Here is a 23,183-nt window from a genome sequence, read left to right as displayed (position 1 = left end):
TTTACGTTATTATTTAAAGCATATATTTCAAGCTAAACTGTTACCAATTGTATATAATTAACTATGAAATATGGTTGGCTGAATCTCGATAAACCAATAGGAATTAGTTCTGCACAAGCTGTAACCCAAGTTAAAAAGATTTTTGGAATTAAGAAAGCTGGTCATCTGGGGACACTTGATCCTTTAGCTTCAGGTGTGTTGCCAATTGCTCTTGGTGAAGCAACAAAAACTATACCGTATTTATCTTGTGACTTAAAGGCATACGATTTTACAATAAAATGGGGCGAACAAAGAACCACGGATGATTTGGGTGGTGATATCATTAGAACTAGCACTATAGAACCTCAATATAATCAAATAAATTGTGCAATTAAAAATTTCGTTGGTGAGATCAAGCAAACACCTCCTCAATTTTCAGCAATAAAAATTAAAGGAGCAAGGGCGTATAAATTGGCAAGAAGTGGGCAAAAGGTGAATATAAAGCCCCGACAAGTCAAAATACATGAACTGAAATTGATATCTGTGGACACCATAAATAATAGTGCAAATTTTTCTATGATGTGCGGTAGTGGTGTATATGTGAGATCAATTGCTCGTGATCTTGGAATTGTATTAAATTGCTTTGGACATGTTATAAAATTAAGAAGAACTATGGTAGGTGACTTTAGAGAAAATGAATCAGTGACAATTGAGCAACTTACTAAAAAAAACACAACAACTTACTCTCCCCAGTGCTTGACACTGGGATCCAGATATACAAACACTTACAAATCATGTAATAGACAAAAGATTCTAGGAGCATATGTCAAAAACAATATTCGTGATGAAATAGGCTGGATCCCAGTGTCAGCTACTTGGATGACAGAGGGGGGTGGGATGACAGAAGATGATGGAGTGACAGTGAGTAATGCAAAAAGTTTCGTCATCCCCATTGAATCAGCTTTAAAATCAATGGTCAAAGTTGAAATTTCCCCAGAAGATGCAGGGAAAATCAGAAAAGGTCAGGAAGTTGTATTAAATAACTTGCGTAATTTAAAGAATTATGATACTTGTTGTACGATAGTTGGTAGTATACCTATTGCAATCTGCAGTTTTATTTATGGTTGTGTGAAACCTATTCGTGTTTTTAATATTTAAAATGAGGTTTAGATGTCGATAACATCCGAAAAGAAAAAGAGTTTGATAAATATATATGCAATTAAAGAAGATGATACAGGTTCATCTTTTGTACAATGTGCAATTTTGACCGAGAGGATCAGTAATTTAACTGAGCATTTTAAAGTGCACAAGCATGACCATCACTCTAAGCGTGGTTTACTTATATTGATAGGTAGAAGACGCAAACACTTAAATTATATAAAGCGTAAATTTGGTAATGAAGCCTATCAGGAATTAATAGAGAAGTTAGGCATTAGAAAATAATCGAGGAATTTAATATGTTTAAAATTATAAAAAAATCTATAGAGTGGGGTGGTCGTGCCTTATCTTTAGAAACAGGAAAAATAGCACGCCAAGCTCATGGTTCAGTAGTTGTAAATTACGGTGATACTTCCGTTTTAGTAACTGTTGTAAGTAAAAAGAAGGAAGAAAATGTTGATTTCCTACCTTTAAATGTGCAGTTTATCGCGAAAAGCTATGCCATGGGTAAGATCCCTGGTGGTTTTTTTAAAAGAGAAGGCAAGCCATCTGATAGAGAAACTTTAATCTCAAGAGTAATAGATAGAAGTGTAAGACCACTATTTCCAGAAGGATTTAATGATGAAGTTAGTGTGGTGTGTAATCTATTAACTTATGATACAGTCAATCCTCCTGAAGTGCCAGCATTGATTGGTACTATTGCAGCTCTTGCAATTTCTGGTGTTCCTTTTCACTTTACTATAGCTGGAGTGATGGTTGGTTGTGATGAAAATAATAACTATATACTCAACCCTTCTGTTCAAGAGATGAAAGCAAGCAGCTTGGATCTGTTTTTGTCTGGTGATGAAAATTCAATTTTAATGGTTGAATCAGAAGTGAAAGAGCTCTCTGAAGAAAATGTTTTTAATGCAATAAAGTTTGGCCATGAACATCTTAAGCCTGTCATTAAGCTCATAAAAGAGTTTGCTGATACAATTGGCAATAAACCTGAGAGCTTTGCCCCTATTGATACATCAGATATAACACAAGAGCTCGAAAAATACGGTAAAGATTTTGAAAAAGCATATTCGCAAACAGTAAAACAAGAGCGAGTTCAAGCTCTAGAAGCGGTCAGAGAGAATATATTGAATGCTCTTAAAGAAACTGGAAAAGACGAAAAGTTAATTACGTATGCAGTAAAAAACTTTGAAAGATCTTTAGTACGTGAAATAATTAGGAAGAAAAGTGTAAGGATAGACGGTCGTAAGCATGATGAGATACGTCAGATAGAAGTTGAAGTTGATATTCTGTCCAAAACTCACGGTTCTGCACTATTTACAAGAGGCAATACTCAGGCACTGGTTGTTACTGCTCTTGGCACTACTCAAGATGAGCAAATTGTGGATGATATTGAAGGGGATAGACGTGAGCATTTCATGTTGCATTATAACTTTCCCTCATTTGCTGTTGGAGAAACTTCTGCTGCGCGTGCACCAGGAAGAAGAGAAATCGGTCATGGCAAACTTGCTTGGAAAGCAATTCATCCTGTTTTACCCGATAAGTCTGAATTTCCTTATACAATAAGAGTAGTGTCCGAAATTTTGGAATCTGATGGTTCTTCTTCTATGGCAACAGTTTGTGGGACTTCTCTTGCTTTAATGGATACGGGTGTACCAATAAAGGCCCCTGTTGCTGGAATTGCTATGGGCCTCATCAAAGATAAAGACGAGTATGTAATACTTTCCGATATACTTGGTGATGAAGATTATCTTGGTGATATGGACTTTAAAGTAGCAGGAACTAGTGAAGGGGTTACGGCACTACAAATGGACATGAAAATTTCTGGTATAAGCTTTGAAATTGTTGAAAAATCTTTAGAACAGGCAAAAGCTGGAAGATTACATATTTTAGAAAAAATGAATGCAGTGATTTCAGAACACAGTGATGACGTCAAAGACCATGCACCAAGGATGTTATCATTTTACATAGATAAAGACAAAATTTCTGCAGCTATTGGTGCTAAAGGAAAAAATATACGCAGTGTGTGTGAAAGAAGTAATGCAAAAATTGAAATAGGAGATGATGGTAAAGTTTCTGTTTTTGCCACAAGTGGCACTGAAGCTGAAATTGCAAAGAGTATGATGATTGATTCAATAACAGAACTAGAACAAGGTTCTATAGTTGATGTCAAGGTTGTAAGAATAGAGAAGTCTATTGTAGAGCTTGAATTTCTTAATGGCAGAAAAGGAAAAATGCACATAAGTGAAATAGCTAATGAACACATAGATTCTATAGAGAGCATACTTAAACAAGATGATACTTTCAAAGCACTAGTAATTGACTTTGAAAAAGGTGGATGTCCAAAGTTGTCAAGACGTCGGGTTGATCAAGAGACGGGAGAGTTTTTTGAAGGTGAGCTTTACAACGAGGAAAGGAAAGATGGTCCAAATGACAGGGATAATTATTACAATAATTCATTTAATAGAAAACCTGGAGGAAGTCACCATAAGAGGCCTCCTCGTCCTCGTTCTGGTTTCAGCAACAGAAACAGGCCGAAATTTGGTAATAATGATTCATCATCAGGTTTTTATTAAGAGTAAACTTCTTGCGTTACCTCCATAAGTGTTGAAAGTGTCAGAAACATAGTTATTGTAAGTTAAAAATATGATATAAATGAAGCAAGAGGGAAGATAACCCTACTCACTATAGGAATAGGGCTATCGCGGGCGTCAATGTAGTACCTTTCAAATTAGATAAAGGTTTAAGTAAAATAAATTTTCTGTGTTTGAGTATCACACGTCAGAGTGACACTGAAAATAGCAAAGAGTGAGGTGGGCAGAATGGAATCTGGAAATCGTACATAACCTACCTGAGAAAATACTATAGCTTTCATATAATCATAGAGATGGTTGCGGGAGTAGGATTTGAACCTACGACCTTCAGGTTATGAGCCTGACGAGCTACCGAGCTGCTCCATCCCGCGTCGTTGCTTATTTAGTTATTATACGTACAATAATGGAAAATAAAAGGATAAAATTACATTATGGTGTATATTTTGTGTATTTATTAACTTTTCTTGACATAATAGTTAATTATATACGTCATAACCTACGCAATGAAAAATATAACTTGATACTGTGGTTTCCTGTTCTTCAGTGTGCAGGAATTTTAACATATTTTTCCCTAAGTTTTGAACCAAGCTGCATATCTATTTTTCTTTTGCTTTTACCCACACTAATTTTGATTGCAATATTATACAGAAAGTATGCAATATTATGCATTGCTTTAATTGCAGTGCTCATAGGATTCACAGCCAGTAAATTAAGAACAGCTTTAGTTGATACTCAAATTCTTGATAAAGAGAGATATGTAAAAGATATCGTTGCCACAGTGAAGGATATTAACGACAGGGGCTCACACAAACAATTTCTGCTTTCTATTACAAAGCCTTCCACCATTCCAGAATCCTCCTCTGTCATCCCAGTGCCCCCTTCTGTCATCCCAGCGCCCTCTTCTGTCATCCCAGTACTTGATACTGGGATCCAGAAAAAAAAGATATGGATTCCAGCGTCACGTGCTGGAATGACACCGGATAGAGCTCTAGATAACATCAGAATATCAGTTAGAACCAAAGTGGAAGAAGGCATTAAAATAGGCGATCAAGTAAAATTATCAGCAAAACTCTTCCCTCTAAAGATTGCGCCTTCGGAGTATGCATATGATTTTGCAAGAATAGCATATTATCAGAAAATAAGTGCAACAGGTTTTGCAACAAGCAAAATAGCCCTGTACAAAAAGACTGAAGCAAGGAAATTTCTAGAGTATATAGAATCTTTCCGTCAATACATTTATGAAAACCTGCAGCAAAATATTAAAAAACCACATGCAGACATAATTTCTGCATTACTGATCGGTAAAAAAGACGGCATAGATCAAAAAACTATGGACGCGATACGAGATTCAGGTATAGCACATTTGTTTGCCATATCTGGTTTGCATTTATCATTCGTTGCTGGTCTGTTTTTTGTAGTGTTTCGTAATTTATTCGCAATATCTGAAACTTTGACTCTTAAGTATAACACCAAGAAAATATCTGCATTTCTTACCATTTTGCCAACCACGTTTTATTTGTTGATTACCGGCATGCAAATTTCTGCTCAGCGTGCCTACATCATGGTGATTTTAGTACTCGTTGCAATAATGATAGGGAGAAAATATCGAGGGTTAATAGCAATTGCGTTTGCCGCTTCAGTGATACTTATCATAGAACCAGAAGCAATTTTAAAGCCTGGCTTTCAGATGTCATTTTCTGCTGTTTTGGCACTGGTTGCCAGTTATCAGATCAATAGACTTCTTTCAAAATTCATGTATGGAGCTCAAAATTGTGAATTGCAGCAATCAAATTAAACCTTAAACCAAAACGTTTTCGTCGGTTTCTATACCTGTCCGAGATGATTTTAAACCTTTTCAATAAGCCAATTACGTTTTCAACAATTGCCCTTTGGCTCATAAGTGCCCTGTTCTCTTTTTTTTGTTCTTTGCTTAACGGATTCTTTTTCATTTTCCTGTGCGGTAATACAACATTTTTGTGTATCTTCTGCATTCCCCTGTAGCCGGCATCAGCTAAGATTTTGGTGTCCGGTAATATTGCTACCTTTGATTCTCTAAACATCCGAAAATCGTGTTTTCTACCATTCGAGAAAGATGTGCATATGACTTTTTTACTCTTCTTCTCTGTTACTATTTGTGTTTTTATAGTATGCCTTTTTTTCTTTCCAGAGTAGAAGGGCTTTTGCTTTTTTTTGGTCTCTCTACTGGCGTTTCAGTTCCGTCTATTACTAAAACTTCATATTCTACATCACTCTTTAATAGCTCTTTTTTTCCTGGTAATGCAAAATCTGGATGTTTTATTAATATGTCTTCTACCTATCTTATTATTTTAAAACTGTTACTTTCACTCATGCCATAGCTTTGCCCAATATGAAAATATGTACGATATTCTCTTATATATTCCAGTGCCATAAGTAGCCTGTCTTCTATGCAAAGTTTACTTTTTCTTCCACTTCTAGCTTTTTTTCTTTTATCCTCCACTTCTAGAATTTCTACCATTCGCTCAAATGTTGCTTTTTTTACCCCTGTTAAACGTCGAAACTTTTCTCCTTCTAACTTTTCTATTTCCTTATATTTCATGCTTTCAAATACTTCATCTTACACTCCCTCTAACAATTTTGAAAGAAGTCTAATGCCAACAAATTATTCAAAATAAAAATAATGAAATATTTTGTGTCGATAATGATCAGCTCAGTAATAGCAAGTTTAGCAACTGTTCCGTACACGATATACAATTTTAATTATTTTTCAATTAGTGGCATTATCACAAATTTAGTTGCTATACCAATAGTTACATTAATTATTATTCCACTTGGAATAATTTATGTTTTGTTAATTCCTTTAGGTATTGAATGGATTATAGCGCCATTTATAGAGCGCCCAATTGACAGTATTTTGTATATAACAAATGCAATCGCTGGTTTTCAGTATTTGGTTATTCCCATTCGTACTTTTCCTGCCTCATCAATTATTATAATAACACTTGGTTTATTGTGGCTGTGCTTATGGGAAAGAAATTGGCGTTTTTTCGGAATTTTCTTTATTGTACTAGGTATTTGCTTTAGCACCGCATATAAAACCCCCGACATCCTAATAAATGCTGATAATGTTGCTGTAAAAGAAAGTGATAACTTACTATATTCTCTCACCAGAAAAAATAGGAACTTTGTTGTCAAAACATGGGCGAAGCAAAATGGGCAGAACCAAATTTTGAATCATACAAAATATAGCAATCCAGATAAAAGACTAAAGTATAGCTGCATATATAATAAAGGAAATAATAAATCAGTGCTACTTGCTTACAAGGAAGAAGATATCTTGAGAAACTGTAATAGTGTTGATTTAATAATTCAATTAAGTGAATTCGACTATTCAGTTTGTAGTACTAAAACTATTAAATACACCAATCTAAAAACATATGGCACACATTCAATTTGGTTAACAAATCGTTACGTAAAGATTAATACAGTGCGCTCTAACCGGCCTTGGCATAAGTTAAAAAGCTTGATTTCAAAGCGTTATTAATATATAATTAATTAAATTTAAATGTAAGGAAATTTATGGGTCCAGCTCCTCAGATTGATTTTAATATCAAGACTCCGGTAAATGATATTACCGGTTACTCTACTAAAGTATGGTACACAATAAAAAAGTATTCTATAAATAACACTCTACCTATAGCAGCCGTGAATACTTGGCTTCAATTTTCTCTAGCTTACGTAACTGCAATGGTAATAACCCTTAACGATTTAAGCTTTATTGCTACTTTTAACCCAACATTAATGCCAACTTACTTTCTGGTTTCTGTTATTCTTGGAGTGGTTTTATTAACCTCTCTTGCTCTAAGATATATATACAAACAAGAAATAGAAAATGAGAAATCAAAAGATGGTGATAGCCCAATAGATATAAAAATTCGAGGTGGAAAAAGTGATGAAATAAATGAGATTGCCCAAAATGCATTAACAATAGAAATTATTCCTGATTTGGTCGATAAAAAGCAAGGTTTTTCAATAGTTTTACCAATCTCTGAAAAACAGGGAGAAATATTAGAAAACAAAAGACAAGAGAATAGAAATAAAGTTATTTTGCTTGCTGTGCCATATGTGCTGAGCGGTCTAATTGTAGCTGGTTCATTGATACAAAATAAATTTAGTTTTGCCAATGTTCAGGGCTGGGCAGAATGGGGTTTCATTGCATTCGTGAGTGCTGTCTTCATTGCTGGAATATGTATAGCATTGAGTAAATTAAAAAGTAATGAAGTAAATAACACATACAATGTTGTTAAAAAATTCAATAACTTAGATATTCTACTTCCATGTAGAAAAGGTAGTGTTGTGTCGGTAATGGAAAACAAATTTGAAAGTAAAGAGGAGAATGATCCCATATCTCGATTGGAAAGATTATTTGATAAACACCTAACTGACCTTATCAATAAAATTTGCTATTTATTTAAGAACGATCTTTTAGGGCCTGCAAATGCCAACATCGAAAAAACACTTGATGGTATGAAAAAGGACGTTGCAACTTTATTGAATAAATTAGAGGAGATCATAAAACAAAATTTAGATGGAGTAGAAGCAACTGCGAATGAAGCAATAACTCAATGTTTGGTCAATATTGATAAAAGTGTTGATGAGTTATGCAAGGGAGTTAGCAAAGACGTAAAAGGTAAACTGAGTGAAGTGGATGTAAAGAAGGTAATGGACACAATAAATGCTATTAAGAATGCAGTAGAGACTATTGATGATAGAGTAGCTAGGTTAAAGCCAGGACAATATACGGGACTAGCGGGAGCGACTTTTGCAAATGAAAGATTACCTAATGTACCTAGAGAAAGCAGAAGTGACCAATCACCTCAAGGCGAACGGGCAAGTAGTAATGAAGAACATGATGAAGAACATGCACAACGAGTGGATTGGGAAGGAGGAGTAAAAGAGATAGGGCAGCTAAAAAAGAAAATAGAAGCATTGAAGAGGGCATTAGAAGAAAAGGAAAATAATAGTGGTACCAGTCCTCAAACTAGCAGCACCACTTCTAATGGCCCACAACGAGATGAAGAAGAAATATTGGATGAAGAATTAGCACGACTAGGAAAAGAAGAAAGGATAGAAGAGAAGCGAGAAAAAATAAAAAACCTTAAGGAAGCACGCCCTAAACAAAAAGAAATAAAGGAGTGGAAAGAAAAAATCAACGGCAAACCAAGTGACTTTCTATATTATTTATTAAAATTTATTAAGCTGGAAGAAAAAGATAATAAAGAAAAAAAGGTTGAGGCAACACTACGGGATTTTGATAACAAAATAATAATTCACTGGAAAGATGGCTCTCAAACAATTTGCCATATTAAAAAACAAGGTGATCTTCCTAGTACAAAAGTTGATTTTGTAGATCAAAATATTCAAGCAGCATTTAAAGTAGCGTGTGCAGGATAGATATAACCTTAAACATTAATAGTGATGAGAAAAAATTAAGGTTAGACACCTATATAGCTGAAAAATGCAACATATCACGCAGTAAAGCGCAAAGATTGATACAAAATGAGCAGGTAAAATTACTTGGCACATCGATAATTAATAATGACCACATAGTAAAACCAGATGAAGAGTATGTGGTGCATCTCGTTCAACCTGACATATCCACATCAATTGAGCCTAATTATGACATAAAACTTGATATCGTCTATGAAGATGAGGACATTATAGTTCTGAGTAAACAAAGTGGATTAACAGTGCACCCAGGTGCTGGGACAAACAATGATACGCTTTTGAACGCAATTATCGCTCACCTTGATGTAAGACCAGGAATTGTTCATAGACTCGATAAAGATACCAGTGGGCTAATGGTAATTGCAAAAAATGAAGAAGCCCATAGTTTTTTGTCTGAATTGTTATCAAATCGTAAAATAAAGCGAGAATATTTAGCAGTAGTTTGGGGAATATTACCTTCTGACCAGGGAACTATAGAAACTAACATTGCTCCCAAACGCGGTAATAAAGAAATGATGTGTGTTACAAAAACAACGGGCAAATTAGCAATCACTCACTATTTAGTGCAAAAAGTTATAGGACAAGTAAGCCTGGTTAAATGCACTTTAGAGACAGGCAGAACACACCAAATTCGAGTCCACATGAGCCACATAGGACATTCCATAGTTGGTGACCAAGTTTACGGAAAAAATAGTAGTAAAAGCACAAAATATGCTAAAAACTCTAGTTTCATTCGTAATTTCAACAGACAAGCACTACATGCTTATACACTGGGCTTATATCACCCAAAAAGCAAGGAATACATGGAATTTGTCTCTGATTTACCGCAAGATATAAAAACTTTAATTGGTGAGTTTGACAACATATCTTAATAACATTCGTATTAACCTGTCAATATTATCATCCATGTTATCAAGAAGTTAATTAATGAAAGAAAAACTGCTGCACTACCTAGATCTTTCACCTTTTTTGAAAGTATGTGTTGTTCACTGGAAATACGCTCAATTGTTGTTTCAAAAGCAGTGTTAACAATTTCCATAATTAACACCAGGAATAGGCTGCTTATCATTACTGCACGTTCTAGATTACTTACATCCAAAACAAACAAAGTTGAAACACATACTATAAAAAGTAGTAACTCCTGTCTGAACGCAATTTCTGATATAAAAGCTGATTTTATTCCTTCACAAGCGTCAAACAGACGAAATCTGTCAAACCAGGAAGAAACTCCCAATTTAAGTTTTGAGTAATTTCTGATATAACTTTGTGAGAAGCGCTTTTGCAGTTATAACCGACCAAGTCACTGGTGCCTTTAGTGCCCGTTCGTAAGCGTGGTTTTGGGAGGAACGGTCAAATCATTGATGGAGTTTTTGTAGACTACCTCGGTTAGGAGATTGTACTATCAACCGTTCCAAGCTGAAGCGTTTCCCTATTACAAATTATACGAAGGAGTTGCCATGAAAAAAGCAAAAAGTAAATTAGAAATAGTGAATCCTGATGCAGCAGGGATTGATGTTGGTTCATCTGTACATTATGTATGTGTACCTGAAGGAAGAGATGAACAACGTATCCAAAAATTTGGCTGCTTCACTGAAGACCTTCATAATTTAGCACGGTGGTTGAAAAAATGTAAAGTTACAACTGTAGCTATGGAATCAACAGGAGTATACTGGATTCCTTTATTTCAAGTACTCGAATCATATGGGTTTGAAGTAAAACTGGTAAATGCGCGACATGTAAAAAATGTACCTGGAAGAAAGTCAGATGTTCAGGACTGTCAGTGGTTACAACAACTACACAGTTATGGACTACTTCATGGATCATTCAGACCCGATGATCAAATTTGTGTATTGCGTAGTTATGTGCGGCAACGTAAAAGTCTTACTGAAAGTGCATCTACACATGTTCTGCGTATGCAGAAGGCATTAATTCAAATGAATATACAGCTGCATAAAGTTATAAGAGATATTACTGGAGTAACTGGTATGAAAATTATCAAGGCTATAATCGAAGGCGAAAGGGATCCTGAGAAATTGGTTGAATTCAGGGATGCACGAATAAAAAATGATCAGTCTACTATTGCAAAAGCGTTAGCTGGTGACTATAGAGAGGAACACTTATTCACGCTAAAGCAAGAATTTGAACTATATAATATCTATCAAGAAAAAATAGCAGAATGTGATAGAAATATTGAGGCCTATTACAAAACGTTCGAAACAAAACCTGGCGAAAGTAAACAGTTGAGTAAGGAAAAGAATAAGCATAGAAAAAGTAAGCCAAACTTTGCTTTGCACGAGGAACTGCACCGGATAACTGGTATGGATTTTACTAAAGTTCCAGGGCTTGATGTACTAAGTGTACAGACCATAATTTCAGAAACTGGTATAAACCATAGTAAATGGTCAACAGAAAAACACTTCTCATCGTGGTTAGGACTCAGCCCTGCCAATAAAATTACAGGAGAAAAAGTGTTTAGCACAAGAACGCGTAAAGTCATTAATCGTGCTGCGAATGCATTTCGAATGGCTGCTAATTCTGTGGGAAATAGTAAAAGTGCATTAGGTGCATACTACAGGAAATTAAAAAAACGATTAGGAGCGCCAAAAGCAATAACAGCTACTGCAAGAAAGATAGCGTGCATATTTTATAGTATGCTCAAATACGGACAGGAATATGTAGAAAAAGGAATGGAATACTATGAAATACGCTATAAAGATAGAACTGTAAAAAATTTGATCAAAAGAGCAAAGGAACTTGGCTATCTCTTGGTAAAAAAAGATGAGTTAGTTCAAGGAGTTTCTTAGGAGAGTATTGAATTGCTTTTATTAGACGAATAATGTCCTTCTTCATTATTACTCATAAAACCCTTTAATCAAAATTTTGACTCATTTGGATTTGCTACACCCTATAACATTTTTATCATTTGTTCACCCTATTGGCTTTGAAATTAAGATTTACTGCAGCTGCAATTAGTACTCTTATCATCACATTTTGGTGTTAAGTCAGGATAGAACGTGAGTATAGCGTCATTCTTTCTTATAAACACTGATTGATAATTGTCATCTTCCATTTTATATAGGCACATTCCATCTTTTCCTAACTCCTTAAACGCCTTAGTTGCAGAAATTAAAATATCATCAGCATGAAGGTTATATGCATATCCATTTGGGCATTTAACTTTCACTTCTCCATCCTTACCTAAATATTTCATTCCAAATGTATAAACTGGTGGCTTAATATCTGATTTATTGCATAGGGACTTATCATTCCAAATTGCACCTGCCCATTTATCTTCTTGAGCTTCAACATATCTACCTATAAAATGCATACCACCTAATTTATCGTTTGGCTCACCACAAAAAATATGTCCAAACCCTATAGTTTCTTTTTCACTTCCACTATTTGTAAACCAAATGTTAGCCAGTTCATCTTTAAATAACTCCAAATCCGCATCTGGTGTGACAATTTGATGATCAAGCTCATCATATATTTCTTTCACTACTTCTTGATGCTGCGGACAACTAAGTAAAATTTTGAAATCTTCTTTATCTGGATGTGCTCCCCAATCTCCACAAACTTTCAACACTCCTCTATCAAAGTCAGTTAATTCTGGAAACGGTGGTATATAACCTGGTTGTGAACTGAAAAATGGTTCAAAATTGACCTCAACATTTTCTTCTACATAGCCGGTGTGAAAATAATGATCCATAATATAAAAAATAAACCCTATTATTGGTATTATTAAACACAAAATTAGTTTAACTGTCTTCGACATAATCACGTTCACAAAAAAGCTAGCTTACAAGAAACAATTTAAAAAAGTTTTAATCTAATCATTTTTGCAGAGCAGCAACTCCCGGCATTTCATCGCCACTTAACCAATCTAAAAATGCTCCTCCACCAGTGGAAGCATATGTAAAATCCTTATCGGTAAAGCCTGCAGCGCTTATTGCAGATAGACTATCACCTCCCCCTATTATGCTGGTTAACTTTCCTTTGTGCGTTAAGTCACTTACGACTTTCATTACCCCTATTGTACCACTTGCAAAAGCTGAATGTTCAAAAACACCAATAGGTCCATTCCACAGCAGAGTCTTACTGCTCGCTATTATACTGCTTATTGTACTCAAAGTTTGTGGTCCGATATCCAAAATTATATCACCGTCCAAAATGGACTCAGTTTTTCTTGAAATACTAGTGCTGTAATCAGAGTTTACTGCAACCAGAACGTCTTCTGGCACAACTATTTTGCAATTGTTTTTATTTGCTGTTTCAATAATATTATGTAGAAGGTCGTCAACACCATTTTGAAAGAAAGATTTCCCTATATTTACTTTGCTAAATGACAAAAAATTATTAGCAATTGCACCACCAAGAACTAGGTAATCAACCTTTTCTGTTAGCTTCATAAGCACTTTTATTTTAGTTGATATTTTAGCTCCCCCAACTATCGCAGTAATAGGTTTAGCTTTAAACGATACAGCTTTTTCAAGATACTTTAGCTCATCTTGTAAGCAAAATCCCGCGTAGGAAGGTAAAAACTCTGTAATGCGTGAAATAGAAGCGTGAGCTCTGTGAGAGCAAGAAAATGCATCATTGACATATATATCCGCCAGAGATGCTAATTGTCTGGCAAAGTTTGCATCATTCTCCTTTTCACCTTCATAAAATCTTAGATTCTCTAGTAATATTATATCTCCTGCATCCATAGCACTCACTGCTTTTTGCACTTTTTCACCAACGCAATCATCAATGAATTTCACTTTTTTATTTAGTAACTGTGATAAAGTGTCAATTATATTTTTTAGCGACAGATTATTGTCTCTAGCTTTTGGGCGTCCGAAATGCGATATAATAATAACCTTTGCACTCGCATTCACTAAATACTGAATAGTAGGCAATGCTCTCAAAATACGAGTGACATCACGAATTTCTCCATCTTTTATAGGAACATTGAAGTCAACTCTGAGTAAGACGACTTTATTGTGAAGATCACAATTTTCTATACTAGGTATATTCATTGTAAAACTCAAGCTATAAAGTTACTATACAGCAGTTTGACCTAAAGTAAAGTTTTAAGTTTACAAACGTTTAATTTGAAGGAAATTTGCATACCGAATGGTGTCATGAAAGTAGCTGACACTGGTTTCCATCTAAAAGTGGTGTCATCAAAGTAGCTTGACTACTTGGATCCAGGAAAAAGGAGGGTGTCATCCCATACACGTCAAGTTAATGTATTGTCTTTAACATCAACCTCAATTTTTTGAGTATCAAGTAACACCTTTACAACTTCCACATGTCCATTTTGAGCAGCAATATGTAAAGGTGTCTTACCATCAATATAGTCTTTTACGCTAGAATCAGCTCCTGCTTCAATCAACTCCTCTACTGTAGCTTTGTTTTCACTCATAACAGCAAAGTGTAAAGGTGTACTGCCTTCGATAGTTCTTGCACCAACATCAGCTCCTTTACTTATTAGTAACTTTACTACGTCTGAATGCCCTGAATAAGCAGCCACGTTCAAGGCTGTAAATCCAACTCTATCCTTGATATTGACATCAGCTTTTGCACTAAGTAACGACCTAACTTTGCTTATTTCACCACGAAAAGCAGCTGTATGTAATGGAATACTATCATCTAAGAACCTGTACATGATCTCAAGAAAGGAATAAACTAAGAGATAATGTATATAAGTTAGGATATATGAGGAGTTTATACCCAAGTAATATAAGTCGGGAAAGATTTGAGATTATATTACCAGATCTAGAGTCCTGTAGAAAAAAAACAAAACCAAGAAAACTTGATTTGTATGATGTATTTTGTGGAGTGTTATACGTTCTGAAAAGCGTTTGTCAGTGGAGAATGCTACCAAAAGAGTTTCCAAAATGGCGCAATTGTTACGACTATTTTAAGAAGTGGAGTGAAAAACCAGATGCAAATAAAGAAAGTGTTCTGGAGCTGGTGTTAAAAAAAAATAGTTGGCGTAGTCCGACAAAACAATGGTCGGAAAGAAAAAACCAGCTTCTGCATAATTGATGCACAGAGTGTAAAAAATGCAGATACTGCTGAAGAAAAAGGCTACGATGCAGGCAAAAAGATTTCAGGAATAAAACGCCATATTGCAGTAGATACGCAAGGTTTGCCACATGCAATTTATGTAACAACAGCAGAGATAACTGACCGTAGCAGTGCTGTGAGAATGGTAGAAAATGCAAAAGAAAACCTCTCGGGAGTTAAAAATGTACTGGTTGATGCAGGCTATACGGGAGAGAATTTTGCAACACAAATAAAAGCAACTATTGGTGCAACTGTTGAGGTAATAAAACGCAGTGAATTACATACCTTTGCTGTATTGCCAAAAAGATGGGTTGTAGAGCGTTCTTTTGCTTGGTTGGAAAAATGTAGACGGTTATGGAAAAATTGCGAGCGTAAACTCAACACCAGCTTGCAAATGGTAGTTCTTGCTTTCACTGCTTTGTTCCTCAAAAGATTATGAACAGGTTCTAAGAGCCATTGAAGTGTACTGAACATATTTATCCTCTATCATATACAAAATGATATTATATCAGAATGAGTAGTATTCAAACAAGAGTATTTTATATCGCATCCGGCAACCTACTTGAATTTTTTTTCATGCTTGCTATATTCACCAACTTATTAAAACTTCTGGATTCCAGTGTCACGCGCTGGGATGACAAGAGGAGCGTATTGTTGCTTAAAGGAGCCATTATGGATATTATTAAAACGATAGAAGAAAAGATACGCAATTCGATAGATGTAATTGATATCAACATTATCGATGAATCAGCAAAGCATGCTGATCATTATTTTGCTTCATCTTCAACACTACCTTCACATATCAAGCTAATATTGATATCTGACAGCTTTATCGGAATGAACACTCTCAAAAGGCATAAACTGATCTATGAATTATTAAAGAGTGAGATAGAGCTAATACATGCAATTTCTCTTCACTTGTATACACAAAGTGAATACAATTTAAAAAATAAATAATAGAAACGTGAAAGAAGAATCTTTGTTGGTTAAAGCAGGAAGAAAATTTAATGACTATAAAGGTTCTATGAACCCGCCAGTTTATCATTCTTCTACCATATTATTTCCTACTTACAAGGACTACTTAAATGCTGCAAATGGAGAAAGTATATACGATGTAATTAACGATGGTGTTGCAAGGGATTATAGCTACAGTAATGTTGGTACTCCCACTGTCCATTATCTTTCAAATGCACTGGCTGAAATTGAAGGCAGAGGACAAGCGTTAATCTACCCTTCCGGACTATTTGCACTTACTTTTGCTATTTTGACTTTCACTAAAGCAGGCTCGCACGTTTTAATTCAAGATAATAGTTATTACCGACTCAAGAGATTTGCCGAAAATGAGTTACCAAAAAGGGGAATAGAAGTAACTTTTTATGATCCAACACAGGATATAACTGATTTAATTCAGAGTAATACTTCATTGATAATGATCGAGACTCCTGGTTCTGTAGCGTTTGAGATTTCGAATGTAGAGCATATAGTAAAAGTTGCTAAAGAACGTGGAATCGTAACCGTTTGCGACAATTCATGGGCCACTCCTTTGTTATTTAAGCCGCTTGATTATGGAATTGATGTTGCACTATATGCGGTGACAAAGTATCTAGCCGGTCACTCAGACTTATTGATGGGGGCTATTATTGCTGAAGGTGAAATTTTTAAATTGCTTTATGAGAGCTATAAAAATTATGGAGTAACCATTCAATCGCACGACTGCTACCTTGCACACAGGGGACTAAGAACACTGCACACACGTATGAAAAGGCACCAAAATACAGCAATGGAAGTGGCAAAGTGGCTAGAAGCACAGCAAAAAGTTAGAAAGGTTTTATATCCAGCACTTCCCTCCCATCCTCAACACGAATTATGGAAAAGTTATTTCAAAGGAGCAAGCGGCGCATTTAGTATAGTACTGGGTAGAGAATATTCATGTGAAGAACTAAGCTGCATGGTTGATCACATGAAAATTTTTGGTATCGGTGCTTCTTGGGGAGGGTGCGACAGTTTGATATTACCAATAGATCGTAGATCTATGTCAAGATCTGTAATGAATTCAGATTATGGTGGAAGTTTTATACGGATATTTTGTGGACTGGAAGATTCTGAGGATTTGATCTCTGATTTGAATGCTGCACTAGCAAGACTGCCATGTTCTGACATTAAAACTGACGAAGTAGAACGTGAAACTGAGAGAATTACTGCATAGTATCATTGATGTTGACTTTGATATTGAAATCAAGGGCGTTACATGTAATCCCAAGAGAGTCAAGGAAGGTTATCTTTTCGTTTGTGTGTCAGAAAGGGATAGGATTTACATAGATCAGATATTATCTTGTGGAGCTAAAGCGATAATTGCAAGTGATTGCATAACAAATGGTGTCATTCCAGTGCGTGACGCTGGAATTCATATTTTCCACCCAAACCCTCAAGAAATATACAGCGAAATAGTCAGCAGGTTTTATCAATTCAAACAGCCCAAATATGTTGCTGCTGTAACTGGTACAAATGGTAAAACTTCAGTAGTAGAATTTTGCCGCCAGATCTGGCAAAACGCTGGCTATAATGCTGCGTCTATTGGAACACTTGGAACATGCATCAATAATGGCAGAAAAGGTAATAGCAACAGCCTTACCACTCCAGGTGCAGAAGACCTTTACGCAACATTGCGTGGTATAAGTGTAGAACACTTAGTGTTGGAATCATCAAGTCATGGGATTGATCAATACAGAATCCATGGATTAAAGTTGAGTGCTGCAGCTTTTACTAATTTCTCGCAAGATCATTTAGATTACCATAAAAGTCTTGGTGGATATTTAGAAACTAAAAAAAGGTTATTTTACGAAGTATTACCAGAAGGAAAAACAGCGATTTTAAATGCGGATATAGATAAATACGGCGCATTGCTTAAAATAGCTGAAAAACGCAGCAACAAAATTATCACCTATGGAAAAACAGGCTCTGATATTACTTTATTAGAGCAAACACCAACTCCAAGTGGTCAATACCTTACAATTAAAATTGGTGATGAAATTTATGACATGTTTTTTCCAGTTTTGGGGCAGTTTCAGGCATATAATCTGCTATGTGCAATTGGTATAGTTACCTCGTCTGGACTGAATTACAGAGAAATGTGCGTAGAAAAACTCGTTTCTCCACCAGGAAGAATGGAAAAAGTGAAACCTTTTGCATTTGTAGATTACGCTCATACTCCAAGTGCACTTAAACAAGCCCTATTGTCTTTAAAATGGCACTTCAATAAAAAAATAGTTCTAGTTTTTGGATGCGGTGGAAATCGCGATCAAACAAAACGCGCAGAAATGGGTAAAATAGCACAAATGTATGCAGACAGAGTGATAATCACAGATGACAATCCGCGTGATGAAGATCCGGCAAAAATTCGCCACGATATTTTATCTGATGCACTGGAGATAGGGGACAGGAAAGAAGCCATAGAAAAAGGCATAGATATTGCCTATAATGAGGGTATGATTCTGCTAGTTGCAGGAAAGGGGCATGAGAAATTTCAAATTATAGGGAATCAAATTTTTGAATTTAGTGATGTTGAGGTTATTAAAAATCATGCCTTAACATACTGATTTTCGCAATGGGCTTACCTCCGCTAATGTGCGAATATTGAAGCAAAAGTGATGTCATCCCAGTGTCAAGCACTGGGATGACACCCTCCTTGGCAAACAATTTTCGTACAGCTATGTGCGTGACGCTGGCACTGGAATCTAGAAAAAAATAGATCCAAGTAGTCAAGCTACTTGGATGACACTGACTGCTAATTTTTTATGCAAGAGGTCCAATCATTCACCGTTCTTGCAAGCGATAGCACTCTCACTTCTTTTGCACCGGAGTTTAAAATTTCTTGAGAGCAAGATCTTACAGTTGCTCCGGTTGTTACCACATCATCAACTAATATCACGATTTTATTTTCGATAATTTTCTTGTTGCTTATGCTAAAAGCCTTCTTTAAATTTTTTTCACGCTGTTTAAGTGAAAGACCAGCTTGAGGCGTGGTATGGCGAAGGCGTTTTATTGCAAATGGCGTATAGGATAAATTGGACAACTTACTCAACTCTTTTGCAAGCAGTGCTGCTTGATTATATTTACGTTTAAACAAACGCATTTTATGTAACGGTATAGGAATTACGACCTCTGCGTTCTGAAACGTATCCTGATTAGCTTGGTATATCCACTTTGCATAGATTTTTACGTAATTCAAATTATCAAAAAATTTGAAATTTATAATCATGTTTTTACTATGTTGATCATAAGCAAAAACTGATCTTAATACTTTAAACGATGGAGGATTGATGATGCACTTACCACACGTATAAATATTGTCTGAGATTACTATGCCACAAACATTGCAGTAATGCTTAGTTAGAAAATTGATTTTTTTGTTGCATTCACTACACAGATTAAGATTTTCATCAATGATGCATTCACAACTTACGCATACGTTTGGAAATATGAGATTTGTAGCTTTTTTTAGTAAGAGAAGGTTCACAATTCATTAAATATATTATAAAATTTATATAGTATAGCTAAAGTAACTTAGATTTACACCCTTTCACTTTTTATTTTATTTCAATATAGTTCATACTGCTGAGTGCTGTAGCTAGTGCAACCTACGTCATATCAACTATGTTTTTTTAAAATTTTTTGAATTTAGTTTTATTACAACTCTTGTTTATAATTTTGTATTTTTATTCAATTAGAAAATGCATTTTTGACAATAAACACCCTAATTCATCATAGAAAAATTTTATATCAAACAACAGTTACTGCTTAGAACCTGTTCATAATCTTTTGAGGAACAAAGCAGTGAAAGCAAGAACTACCATTTGCAAGCTGGTGTTGAGTTTACGCTCGCAATTTTTCCATAACCGTCTACATTTTTCCAACCAAGCAAAAGAACGCTCTACAACCCATCTTTTTGGCAATACAGCAAAGGTATGTAATTCACTGCGTTTTATTACCTCAACAGTTGCACCAATAGTTGCTTTTATTTGTGTTGCAAAATTCTCTCCCGTATAGCCTGCATCAACCAGTACATTTTTAACTCCCGAGAGGTTTTCTTTTGCATTTTCTACCATTCTCACAGCACTGCTACGGTCAGTTATCTCTGCTGTTGTTACATAAATTGCATGTGGCAAACCTTGCGTATCTACTGCAATATGGCGTTTTATTCCTGAAATCTTTTTGCCTGCATCGTAGCCTTTTTCTTCAGCAGTATCTGCATTTTTTACACTCTGTGCATCAATTATGCAGAAGCTGGTTTTTTCTTTCCGACCATTGTTTTGTCGGACTACGCCAACTATTTTTTTTTAACACCAGCTCCAGAACACTTTCTTTATTTGCATCTGGTTTTTCACTCCACTTCTTAAAATAGTCGTAACAATTGCGCCATTTTGGAAACTCTTTTGGTAGCATTCTCCACTGACAAACGCTTTTCAGAACGTATAACACTCCACAAAATACATCATACAAATCAAGTTTTCTTGGTTTTGTTTTTTTTCTACAGGACTCTAGATCTGGTAATATAATCTCAAATCTTTCCCGACTTATATTACTTGGGTATAAACTCCTCATATATCCTAACTTATATACATTATCTCTTAGTTTATTCCTTTCTTGAGATCATGTACAGGTTCTTAGATTTTATGGTTTGTGCTTTAAGTGTGTGTGGACGCACATATTCGTTAACTTATTTTCTATGCAGATTTTTTTAATTCATATTAACTGCTTCTTTAAGCCTGGCATTAGCAATAACCATAATTTTACGCATTAGAGCTTACCATCTTCTTCTTACCACTTTCAATGAGCTTGGAATAAAAGGCACCAAGTGCAGATTTGAGCAGCCATTGCAGCCGTTAGTACGAACATTGCTTCTACCGCCTGTTATTCTTCGATAACCAATAGCTTTTCCACTTTCTTTTGGATGCGCCAGCAAGACTTGCTACTTCTTTTCTGTTTAAGTAGCCAAGCTCTGGCATCAGACACACAAAATCTTGAGATAACTTTGCCTGGCACTGTTCTCAGAATTTTTTGGCGCTTCTGTAACTCTAGATTTTTATCAATAGACTTCTTTCAAAATTGTTAGAGGGAGTGTAAGATGAAGTATTTGAAAGCATGAAATATAAGGAAATAGAAAAGTTAGAAGGAGAAAAGTTTCGACGTTTAACAGGGGTAAAAAAAGCAACATTTGAGTGAATGGTAGAAATTCTAGAAGTGGAGGATAAAAGAAAAAAAGCTAGAAGTGGAAGAAAAAGTAAACTTTGCATAGAAGACAGGCTACTTATGGCACTGGAATATATAAGAGAATATCGTACATATTTTCATATTGGGCAAAGCTATGGCATGAGTGAAAGTAACAGTTTTAAAATAATAAGATAGGTAGAAGACATATTAATAAAACATCCAGATTTTGCATTACCAGGAAAAAAAGAGCTATTAAAGAGTGATGTAGAATATGAAGTTTTAGTAATAGACGGAACTGAAACGCCAGTAGAGAGACCAAAAAAAAGCAAAAGCCCTTCTACTCTGGAAAGAAAAAAAGGCATACTATAAAAACACAAATAGTAACAGAGAAGAAGAGTAAAAAAGTCATATGCACATCTTTCTCGAATGGTAGAAAACACGATTTTCGGATGTTTAGAGAATCAAAGGTAGCAATATTACCGGACACCAAAATCTTAGCTGATGCCGGCTACAGGGGAATGCAGAAGATACACAAAAATGTTGTATTACCGCACAGGAAAATGAAAAAGAATCCGTTAAGCAAAGAACAAAAAAAAGAGAACAGGGCACTTATGAGCCAAAGGGCAATTGTTGAAAACGTAATTGGCTTATTGAAAAGGTTTAAAATCATCTCGGACAGGTATAGAAACCGACGAAAACGTTTTGGTTTAAGGTTTAATTTGATTGCTGCAATTCACAATTTTGAGCTCCATACATGAATTTTGAAAGAAGTCTGATGATTTTTTGTATGGCATTATTGAGCTTATTTATCTGACTGTTAAAAAAGTCAATGGTTTTTTGGCAACTTTTTTTGTATAGTCATTTTCAGAACCTACATTTCTCTTGGGCTCTCATTTGTGTAACGACGTTGACAAACAAAGTTGATTGTTCTTTAGAGGTAGGGAGAAAGAGTTCTATGACGCATACTGAGCAAGAGCCATTGCATCTAGACTTTGCTAAAGTTCCGTGAGACAAGACAAAGCTTTTGGGCAGCGATATTCTTGTCAATAAGAAAATGCGATGAACCAATTTCCTGTATTTTCTAAAGTTACTAAAGAATTAGGTAAGATATCTGAAAACTTTTTAAACAATTGTTGCCAACCAGAAGCATTATTATCAAATTCGACAACACTCTTCTGTGTGTGAACCGCAACAACATTTTTAAATTTTCCGATGTCAATACCAATAAAGTTTTGATAAGATGTAACCATATTAATAACCTCGATAGTTTATTGATTTAAGATTGTAAACGGGTGCATACATATGTCCCATGCAACTATTCAAACGTATCGAGGGATAGCCTTGATATAAATGGTTGTCAACGCCGCGTTGGTCGTACACGCCCGCTATTCCTATAGTGAGTAGTTCCCTCTTGTTTCTTTTTAACATATTTTTAACTTACAACCGCCGCGAACCTTCATACCGTCACGGTATCTCTAGATCCCGCTGCGGGATGACGGTTGTCGTTTAGCCATAAACATTAAGAAATTTACCAAATGAAAAAAAAGGCAAAAGAAGCCCCGTGGTTGGCTAATTACTTACATTATACTTTCAAGTATGGCGTTTTTTTATTCTAAACGTTTAATAACCACGACTCAGCTGCTTTTAAACCGCAACTAATCTAAATTATAAACGTTAAGAAATTTACTAAACAGAAAAAAA

The 23,183-nt window shown here is 35.3% G+C and carries 16 protein-coding genes, 1 tRNA gene and 6 pseudogenes; 13 read left to right on the top strand and 10 right to left on the bottom strand.

What is annotated here, in order from left to right:
• Window positions 1-63 precede the first annotated feature (63 nt).
• The 3 genes from truB to pnp are packed head-to-tail and all read left to right on the top strand — an operon-like array spanning window position 64 to window position 3,710.
• Complete coding sequence (truB, locus tag AABM58_RS02780) at window positions 64-1,137, top strand: tRNA pseudouridine(55) synthase TruB (protein ID WP_338406263.1); 1,074 nt, start codon at window positions 64-66, stop codon at window positions 1,135-1,137.
• Between the two features lie 12 nt (window positions 1,138-1,149).
• Window positions 1,150-1,422, top strand: coding sequence for a 30S ribosomal protein S15 (gene rpsO / locus AABM58_RS02775; protein ID WP_006279944.1), 273 nt, complete (start codon window positions 1,150-1,152; stop codon window positions 1,420-1,422).
• 14 nt (window positions 1,423-1,436) lie between these two features.
• Window positions 1,437-3,710: a polyribonucleotide nucleotidyltransferase gene (gene pnp / locus AABM58_RS02770; protein ID WP_338406262.1), complete on the top strand. Its 2,274-nt coding sequence runs from the start codon at window positions 1,437-1,439 to the stop codon at window positions 3,708-3,710.
• A 312-nt stretch (window positions 3,711-4,022) separates the two neighbouring features.
• On the opposite strand, the gene AABM58_RS02765 is transcribed toward pnp, so the two are convergent.
• Window positions 4,023-4,099 (bottom strand) — tRNA-Met (locus AABM58_RS02765).
• A gap of 32 nt (window positions 4,100-4,131) precedes the next feature.
• Between AABM58_RS02765 and AABM58_RS02760 the strand changes: the two are divergent.
• Window positions 4,132-5,463 (top strand): annotated as a pseudogene (locus tag AABM58_RS02760) (ComEC/Rec2 family competence protein); the annotation flags it as partial.
• A 16-nt stretch (window positions 5,464-5,479) separates the two neighbouring features.
• On the opposite strand, the pseudogene AABM58_RS02755 reads toward AABM58_RS02760, so the two are convergent.
• Window positions 5,480-6,306, bottom strand: a pseudogene (locus tag AABM58_RS02755) (IS5 family transposase).
• Window positions 6,307-6,357: 51 nt separating this feature from the next.
• Between AABM58_RS02755 and AABM58_RS02750 the strand changes: the two are divergent.
• The 3 genes and pseudogenes from AABM58_RS02750 to AABM58_RS02740 form a co-directional block, all read left to right on the top strand.
• A pseudogene (locus AABM58_RS02750) lies at window positions 6,358-7,251 on the top strand (ComEC/Rec2 family competence protein); the annotation flags it as partial.
• 35 nt (window positions 7,252-7,286) lie between these two features.
• Window positions 7,287-9,161 (top strand): hypothetical protein, encoded by a 1,875-nt coding sequence (locus AABM58_RS02745; protein WP_338406261.1) that lies wholly within the window; start codon window positions 7,287-7,289, stop codon window positions 9,159-9,161.
• Entirely contained in the window at window positions 9,149-10,087 is a 939-nt protein-coding gene (locus AABM58_RS02740) for an RluA family pseudouridine synthase (protein WP_410529773.1), read from the top strand. Before AABM58_RS02745 ends, AABM58_RS02740 begins: the two co-directional genes overlap by 13 nt.
• A gap of 11 nt (window positions 10,088-10,098) precedes the next feature.
• Here AABM58_RS02740 and AABM58_RS02735 read toward each other — a convergent pair whose 3' ends face one another.
• Window positions 10,099-10,449: a diacylglycerol kinase gene (locus tag AABM58_RS02735; protein WP_338406260.1), complete on the bottom strand. Its 351-nt coding sequence runs from the start codon at window positions 10,447-10,449 to the stop codon at window positions 10,099-10,101.
• Window positions 10,450-10,672: 223 nt separating this feature from the next.
• Here AABM58_RS02735 and AABM58_RS02730 point away from each other — a divergent pair, with 223 nt between their 5' ends.
• Window positions 10,673-12,019: an IS110 family RNA-guided transposase gene (locus AABM58_RS02730; RefSeq protein ID WP_338406860.1), complete on the top strand. Its 1,347-nt coding sequence runs from the start codon at window positions 10,673-10,675 to the stop codon at window positions 12,017-12,019.
• A 143-nt stretch (window positions 12,020-12,162) separates the two neighbouring features.
• Here the strand turns inward: AABM58_RS02730 and AABM58_RS02725 are convergent, their stop codons facing one another.
• From AABM58_RS02725 to AABM58_RS02715, 3 genes are all read right to left on the bottom strand, one after another.
• Window positions 12,163-12,990, bottom strand: coding sequence for an EndoU domain-containing protein (locus tag AABM58_RS02725; RefSeq protein ID WP_338406259.1), 828 nt, complete (start codon window positions 12,988-12,990; stop codon window positions 12,163-12,165).
• 58 nt (window positions 12,991-13,048) lie between these two features.
• Window positions 13,049-14,236, bottom strand: a complete 1,188-nt coding sequence (locus AABM58_RS02720) for a phosphoglycerate kinase (protein ID WP_338406258.1) — start codon at window positions 14,234-14,236, stop codon at window positions 13,049-13,051.
• A 203-nt stretch (window positions 14,237-14,439) separates the two neighbouring features.
• Window positions 14,440-14,868, bottom strand: a complete 429-nt coding sequence (locus tag AABM58_RS02715) for an ankyrin repeat domain-containing protein (RefSeq protein WP_338406257.1) — start codon at window positions 14,866-14,868, stop codon at window positions 14,440-14,442.
• A gap of 50 nt (window positions 14,869-14,918) precedes the next feature.
• Here AABM58_RS02715 and AABM58_RS02710 point away from each other — a divergent pair.
• The 4 genes from AABM58_RS02710 (at window position 14,919) to AABM58_RS02695 (ending at window position 18,868) form a co-directional block, all read left to right on the top strand.
• Window positions 14,919-15,711 (top strand): IS5 family transposase gene (locus AABM58_RS02710; protein WP_338405927.1). Its coding sequence is split into 2 segments (ribosomal slippage): window positions 14,919-15,182 and window positions 15,184-15,711, totalling 792 coding nucleotides; the frame shifts between segments, so codons are not numbered across the junction.
• 233 nt (window positions 15,712-15,944) lie between these two features.
• Window positions 15,945-16,229: a BolA family protein gene (locus AABM58_RS02705; RefSeq protein ID WP_338406256.1), complete on the top strand. Its 285-nt coding sequence runs from the start codon at window positions 15,945-15,947 to the stop codon at window positions 16,227-16,229.
• 7 nt (window positions 16,230-16,236) lie between these two features.
• Window positions 16,237-17,478, top strand: a complete 1,242-nt coding sequence (metC, locus tag AABM58_RS02700; protein WP_338406255.1) for a cystathionine beta-lyase — start codon at window positions 16,237-16,239, stop codon at window positions 17,476-17,478.
• On the top strand, window positions 17,453-18,868 hold the full coding sequence (locus tag AABM58_RS02695) for a Mur ligase family protein (protein ID WP_338406254.1): 1,416 nt from the start codon (window positions 17,453-17,455) through the stop codon (window positions 18,866-18,868). The genes metC and AABM58_RS02695 overlap by 26 nt, the downstream gene beginning before the upstream one ends.
• Before the next feature lie 188 nt (window positions 18,869-19,056).
• On the opposite strand, the gene AABM58_RS02690 is transcribed toward AABM58_RS02695, so the two are convergent.
• The 3 genes and pseudogenes from AABM58_RS02690 to AABM58_RS02680 form a co-directional block, all read right to left on the bottom strand.
• Window positions 19,057-19,788, bottom strand: a complete 732-nt coding sequence (locus AABM58_RS02690) for a ComF family protein (RefSeq protein WP_338406253.1) — start codon at window positions 19,786-19,788, stop codon at window positions 19,057-19,059.
• Between the two features lie 292 nt (window positions 19,789-20,080).
• Window positions 20,081-20,873, bottom strand: a protein-coding gene (locus tag AABM58_RS02685) for an IS5 family transposase (protein WP_338405927.1) whose coding sequence is annotated in 2 segments (ribosomal slippage) — window positions 20,081-20,608 and window positions 20,610-20,873 — 792 coding nt in all. Because the reading frame shifts where the segments join, the coding sequence is not laid out codon by codon here.
• Window positions 20,874-21,009: 136 nt separating this feature from the next.
• Window positions 21,010-21,371: pseudogene (locus AABM58_RS02680) on the bottom strand (IS110 family transposase); the annotation flags it as partial.
• 42 nt (window positions 21,372-21,413) lie between these two features.
• Here AABM58_RS02680 and AABM58_RS02675 point away from each other — a divergent pair.
• A pseudogene (locus tag AABM58_RS02675) lies at window positions 21,414-22,240 on the top strand (IS5 family transposase).
• A 16-nt stretch (window positions 22,241-22,256) separates the two neighbouring features.
• On the opposite strand, the pseudogene AABM58_RS02670 reads toward AABM58_RS02675, so the two are convergent.
• Window positions 22,257-22,732 (bottom strand): annotated as a pseudogene (locus AABM58_RS02670) (IS110 family transposase); the annotation flags it as partial.
• Between the last annotated feature and the right edge of the window lie 451 nt (window positions 22,733-23,183).

This window comes from Wolbachia endosymbiont (group A) of Longitarsus flavicornis (assembly GCF_963931955.1).
Classification (GTDB): domain Bacteria; phylum Pseudomonadota; class Alphaproteobacteria; order Rickettsiales; family Anaplasmataceae; genus Wolbachia.
This window is presented reverse-complemented; position numbering and strand designations above follow the sequence as displayed.